The organism is Acinetobacter sp. 243_ASPC (assembly GCF_001054715.1).
GTDB lineage: Bacteria > Pseudomonadota > Gammaproteobacteria > Pseudomonadales > Moraxellaceae > Acinetobacter > Acinetobacter soli.
In genome coordinates this window covers 1-5,605 of record NZ_JVOR01000115.1, presented here as the reverse complement: position 1 = coordinate 5,605, position 5,605 = coordinate 1, and the positions used below count along the sequence as shown (strand labels likewise).

Annotated in this window: 5 protein-coding genes; all 5 read left to right on the top strand. The window is 43.2% G+C overall.

Going from position 1 to position 5,605, the window contains the following annotated elements:
* On the top strand, positions 1 to 291 hold a 291-nt coding region (locus ADA42_RS18520), incomplete at its 5' end, for a hypothetical protein (protein WP_161798556.1).
* Positions 275 to 1,087 (top strand): phage minor tail protein L, encoded by an 813-nt coding sequence (locus ADA42_RS15515; protein ID WP_048766112.1) that lies wholly within the window; start codon positions 275 to 277, stop codon positions 1,085 to 1,087. The genes ADA42_RS18520 and ADA42_RS15515, both read left to right, overlap by 17 nt.
* A 3-nt stretch (positions 1,088 to 1,090) precedes the next feature.
* The gene (locus tag ADA42_RS15510; RefSeq protein WP_048766111.1) at positions 1,091 to 1,885 is read left to right on the top strand and encodes a C40 family peptidase; all 795 of its coding nucleotides are present in this window, start codon (positions 1,091 to 1,093) and stop codon (positions 1,883 to 1,885) included.
* The gene (locus ADA42_RS15505) at positions 1,869 to 2,519 is read left to right on the top strand and encodes a tail assembly protein (RefSeq protein ID WP_048766110.1); all 651 of its coding nucleotides are present in this window, start codon (positions 1,869 to 1,871) and stop codon (positions 2,517 to 2,519) included. Before ADA42_RS15510 ends, ADA42_RS15505 begins: the two co-directional genes overlap by 17 nt.
* Before the next feature lie 56 nt (positions 2,520 to 2,575).
* A partial coding sequence (locus tag ADA42_RS15500) for a host specificity protein J (RefSeq protein ID WP_048766108.1) occupies positions 2,576 to 5,605 on the top strand: 3,030 nt, incomplete at its 3' end.

Sequence of the window (5,605 nt, the reverse complement as noted above, 5' to 3'; positions counted from 1 at the left end):
TTTACAGCAATGACCGCTGAAGAAATTGATCGTCATCTGAATCCGCAAAATTACTTCACCGATGCTGAAAAAGCCGCAATTGCTGCACAGCAAAAAATGATTCATGCACAAAGTGAATATGATCGGGTCAGTATTGAAATCACACGTTTGAATGATGCAATTGAAGATGAAGATGGTGATCTCGAAGAATTGAACACTGATAAAGCCGTACTTGTTGATTATCGTAAATCTTTGCGGACATTTCTAAAGTCAGATGGTTTGGGAGAATTACCAGATGAGCCTCAACAGTGATTTTCAAAAGCTGTATGTCGATGGACTGATCACGCTTTATGAACTCGATGCCAGCAACTTAGGAGCTGGCATTTTACGTTTTCATGGTCATATTTCATATGAAGACTGGCAGAAGATTTATCAAACCGTGGACAGCACAAGTTTCACAGCAGATACAACGCTCATTTCAGCAGATAAACTTTTTGATGTCGGCGATTCAAAAGTTTGGATGCGAAATATTATCTGGCAAGGTCAAGTGTTTGAGCCGATGGTCATTGAAAGCACAGGCTTTGGTAAAACGACTGATGGTAAAGCTTCGATGCCGACGTTAAGCATGGCAAACAATATCAATGGTGTGCAGGGAGCAGTATCAGCCTATTGCTACCGTTTTGATGATTTTGCAGGTGCAAAACTCAAAGTCATTACCACGTTGGCCAAATATCTTGATGCTGAAAATTTCAGTCAAGGCAATCCGACGTCTTCGAGTGACAGTGAAATCCAGATAGCCTATATCGAGCAAAAGACTTCTTCAAATGATGAACAAGTCGTATTTGAGCTTTCAAATCCAGTCGATTTCGAAGGTAAAAAAATACCACTGCGCCAGATCACAAATCTCTGCCATTGGGCATGTACTAATGGTTATCGAGGTGAGCAGTGTGGTTATACCGGGACTGCTATGTTCACTATGAAAGACGAGCCGACCACTGATCCAAGTCAAGATCGTTGTCCTGGGCGAATGCGATCCTGCCGTTTGCGCTTTGGTGAAAATAAACCTTTGTCACATGGTGGATATCCCGCATCAAGTTTAATTGGGTGAGTTATGAAATTATCTGCTGATGTAAAAAAAGCCATATTTGTACATGCGTCAGACGTTTATCCCGAAGAATGCTGTGGGTTAATTGTCAATGATCAATACCTTGCCTGCCGTAATGTCGCCCCTACGATTTATGACAAGTTGGGCAAAGTAAAGCAGGACAAAACGACAAATTTTGAAATTCATCCTGAAGATTTGGCCAATGCTGAGGACATCGGAGCCATTCAAGCTTATGTTCACTCACATCCTGATGGCACTACCAGAGCAACAGAGTTAGATTTGCATCAGATTGAGCTTCACAAAAAGCCATGGTTTATTTGTAGTTTTCCGGATTGGGACATTACTGAGTATCAACCGTATGGATATACCGCCCCGTTATTGGGGCGTAATTTTTTCCATGGCTGGCAGGATTGTTATTCACTGGTACGTGACTTTTATCAACGTGAACTAGACATCACATTGCCAAATTTCCAGCGTGATGATGCGTGGTGGGAAAATAAAGAAAACGTCTCTCTTTATGTTGAAAATTATCGTTCAGCGGGTTTCTGTCAGGTTGAATCACCTGAATATGGTGACGTTCTGATTTGTCGTGTAGGACGTACAGAGCATCCCAATCATGCGGTGATCTGGTTGGGTGATAAATGGCGTTTTAAAAGTGAAGACACACCTGCATGCGTTGGCAATTCACTAATCCTTCATCATATGTATGACGCAAAATCGATACGTGAAGTTTACGGCCATGAGTGGCAATCGCGCACGGTTTTAATTCTAAGGCACAAAGATCATGTTAAAGACGATTAAGTTGTATGGCGTCCTTGCTGAAAAGTTTGGGCATCAATTTATGCTGGATGTTTCAAGTACACGTGAAGCGGTACGGGCCTTGTCTGTACTGTTACCTGGCTTTGAGAAATTTATGCTGCATGCACATGAGCGTGGGCTTTGTTTTGCTATTTTTTTTGATGAAGTTAAACAGCATGGATCTCGAAGAAAACAGCCCTATTGCTATGACACCATTACCAAACGACGTATTACAGGTCGTAATATTGGGAGCAATGAAGTAGATATGGTGACTGAGTCTTCAGTGATCAAGATCGTACCGCGTGTCATGGGCGCAGGTGGTAGCAATGGCATACTACAAGTGGTATTAGGTGTTGCGCTCATCGTTGCAGGTTTCTGGACTGGTGGAATTACCACCAATATTGGGGTGGCAATGATTGGCGCAGGTGCTGGCATGCTGGTCGGAGGTATCGCACAAATGTTGATGCCAAAAGCCGAAACCCAAGACCAGAATCAAGATGGCAACCGAGCAAATAAGGGCTTTGGTTCTGCCGTTACGACCATCGCGCAAGGTAATCCAGTATCTATATTACGTGGTGAACGTGAGATCGGCGGATTTGTTGCATCGGCTGGGCAGTTCACAGAAGACATTATGTAAAAATTAAATCCTATTTTAGGCGCTATATAGCGCCTTTTTTTATGCATGGATCAGATATGGACAATAAAATCATTGGTGCTAAAAAGCAGGCCAATCAATCCCGTGCGCCTGTTATCGCACCAGATTCAGCTCAATCAACCACCACGATAAAGATACTCTACGGACTATCAGAGGGTGAAATTGAAGGCTTGGCAGATGGCTTAAAATCGGTTTATCTGGATGATACGCCTGTTCACGATGCCAATGACAATCCAAATTTTGATAATGTTGTTGTAGATTTTCGCTCGGGCACAAACGATCAGGATTACATTGAAGGTTTTCCAGATGTATCTAATGAAATCAATATCAATGTTGAACTTAAAGAAATCACGCCATGGGTGAGAGCTTTTATTAATACGGATCTTGATGCTGTTCGAGTGCGCCTAAAATGGGGTGCTTTACGTGTGCAGGATGCAACCACAGGTAACGTAGATGGTCTTACGATTCGCTATGCCATTGATCGCCAGACTGATGGTGGTGCGTGGGAAGAGGTTTTAAACACGCAAATTTCAGATAAAACCAGTCCTGATTATCAACGTACCCATCGTATTGAGCTGCCGCGTGCAGATCAAGGGTGGCTTGTTCGAGTTCGTAGAATTACCCCAAACCAGAATAGCGATTTAATTTCTGACAAAATGTATGTGGCAGCAGTCACAGAAGTGATTGATGTCAAACTGCGCTACCCCAACACTGCATTGCTCGGCCTGCAATATGATGCGGAAACCTTTTCAAATATTGCAAAAATGGCAGCCCGTTGTAAGGGTGTTCTCATTCGTGTGCCGACCAATTACGATCCTGAAACCCGTCAATATGTTGGTATTTGGGACGGCACTTTTAAATATGCCTATACCAATAATCCAGCATGGCATTTTTATGATGCGTGTATCGATAAACGTCGTGGACTCGGTAATCATCTTGATCAAAGCATGGTCGATAAATGGTCCATTTATCGATTGAGCCAGTACTGTGATGAGTTGGTGCCAGATGGCAAAGGCGGTCAGGAACCACGTTTTACTTTAAACGTCTATCAGCAAGTCCAAGAAGATGCCTATAGCGTATTAACCAAGATGGTAGGTGTTATGCGTGCCTATATGTTTTGGGATGGCCAAAGCATTGTACTTGATGCTGATATGCCTTCAGATACTGTATACACGTTCACCCGGGCAAATGTGATTGATGGGCACTTTGAGTATTCGGGTACACGTAAACGTGATCGTCATACCATTGCTGTTGTTAATTTCGATAATCCAGACAATCGATTCAAGACAGAACCGGAGCCTATTCCAGATGAAGAGGCCATTGCCAAATACGGGATTAATAAGGTTGAGATTGATGCATGGGGTGTAACCTCACGCGGACAGGCACAACGGGCAGGACTCTGGGCATTAAAGACTGAAAAGTACGAAACTCAAACCGTTGTGTTTAAAGTCGGTCTTGATGGGTATATTCCACAACCCGGAAAAGTCATCGAAATTGCGGATCAAAGTTTTGCGGGTCGTGCCAATGGTGGTCGTATATCATCAATTTCGGCTGATCTCAAACAAGTCACATTGGATCGGGATGATGTGGTATGTCGTGCAGGTGATCGTCTCGTCATTAATGGTGAAGACGGTAAAGCGAAGGCTCGTGTCATTGAAGGCATTAATGGCCGTGTGGTGACGGTCGTCTCGGCTTTTGAAGAAAATACAATCTCGTCGCAAAACGTATGGGTTATTGATGCTCAGGATCTGGCGACAATGAAATTTCGTATTGTCTCGATTATACAAAACGATGAGCATCAATTTGAAATCAAGGCAGTTCAATACAATCCGCAAAAGTATGATGCAATCGATTATGGTGCCTACATTGACGAAATCCCCATTACGATTGTAAATCCAGATATGCAACCTGCAGTTGAGTCAGTCAGTTTATCGACCTATGACAAAATCGAGCAGGGCATGAATATCGCAGTGATGGTGATTGGATGGCCACAGGCTCAAGGTGCTGTTCGTTATCAAGTCGAATGGCGCAAAGATGATGGTAGCTGGATTAAGATGCCTTTGACGGGCAACAACTCTGTTGAGGTTGAAGGGGTATATTCGGGTAATTATCAGGCACGTATTACTGCATTTTCTGCTTTCGATATTGCATCGTTACCGACTTACTCCAGTGTCACAGCCTTATTGGGTAAAAACGGCACACCGCCTGCTTTGGCTAATTTAGCTGCAACGGGTATATTGTTTGGTATTCAGCTTGAATGGATTTTTCCTGCTAAAGGTGCCTTAGATACGGCTCATACCGAGATTCGTGTCAGTCCAGACGGTGTAAGCAATATCTCGACTTTGGGATTGTTTGCTTATCCAACCACAACACATACCATTCAGGGCTTACAGCCAAATCTTAAGCTTTATTTTCAGGCCCGATTGATTGATCGTTTAGGAAACGTCGGGCCATGGACGGAATGGATTAATGCAACCACATCAGCCGATGCATCTGCGGTACTGGACATCTTGTCTGGAAAAATTACTGAAACACAACTGCATCAAGATTTACAGCAGAAAATCGACAAGATTGACGTTATTGAAGGTGATCTGACTGTTTATGATCAACGCATTCAAGATGCCAAAAATACTGCAGATCAAGCTAATCAGGATTTGGCTTTAGAACGTCAGCAGCGTATCAATGATGTCGAGAAACTTGCTGATGATATTGCATCAGAATCACAGGCCCGTATCAGTGATGTTCAAAACTTAAATGGAGATATAGATCAAGAACGTCAACAGCGTATTACTGCTGTGAATCAAGTTGCAGATAATATCGCGTCAGAATCACAAGCTCGCATCAGTGCTGTTCAAAATCTTAGTGATGGTCTGACACATGAAAGCCAGCAGCGTGTTGCTGGTGATGAGCATGTCTTGTCTGTTGTTGATACCTATAAGCAAAGTACAGAAAACTCGTTTGCTGCGGTGCGTCAAGAAATTGATGTCGTAGCAGATGATTTGAGTGCTGCATCAACAAAACTCGATGGTGTCTATGCGAAAGTCACACCTCTGACTGCTGATCAAGAT

Bases quoted from the DNA above. Each gene is read 5' to 3' on its own strand.
- ADA42_RS15510 (WP_048766111.1), top strand. From the start codon at position 1,091: ATGAAATTATCTGCTGATGTAAAAAAAGCCATATTTGTACATGCGTCA.
- ADA42_RS15505 (WP_048766110.1), top strand. From the start codon at position 1,869: ATGTTAAAGACGATTAAGTTGTATGGCGTCCTTGCTGAAAAGTTTGGG.
- ADA42_RS15515 (WP_048766112.1), top strand. From the start codon at position 275: ATGAGCCTCAACAGTGATTTTCAAAAGCTGTATGTCGATGGACTGATC.